Annotated in this window: 1 rRNA gene; it reads left to right on the top strand. The window is 60.1% G+C overall.

Annotated features, from left to right (window positions below):
- A 16S ribosomal RNA gene (locus tag BST13_RS38125) occupies positions 1-64 on the top strand; the annotation flags it as partial.
- Positions 65-301 lie beyond the last annotated feature (237 nt).

Here is a 301-nt window from a genome sequence, read left to right as displayed (position 1 = left end):
GGCGATTGGGACGAAGTCGTAACAAGGTAGCCGTACCGGAAGGTGCGGCTGGATCACCTCCTTTCTAAGGAGCACCACGAGACCTGGGCCGGCCCCGCAGATCGCGGGATCAGCTGAGCTTTCAGGCGATTCGTTGGATGGCCTCACACCTGTAGTGGGTGGGGGTCTGGTGCAGATGACAAACTTGGCGCGGGATGCGGGAAAGCATCTGCGGAAAATCATCGGACACGCTATTGGGCTTTGAGACAACAGGCCCGTGTTTCCCTGGCCCCTGTGTGGGGTGGGAGGTCGTGTTGTTGCC

The organism is Mycobacterium aquaticum (assembly GCF_002086485.1).
Taxonomy (GTDB): Bacteria; Actinomycetota; Actinomycetes; order Mycobacteriales; family Mycobacteriaceae; genus Mycobacterium; species Mycobacterium aquaticum.
Note: the sequence above shows the minus strand (reverse complement) of the source record. Positions and strands in the feature narration are given on the sequence as shown.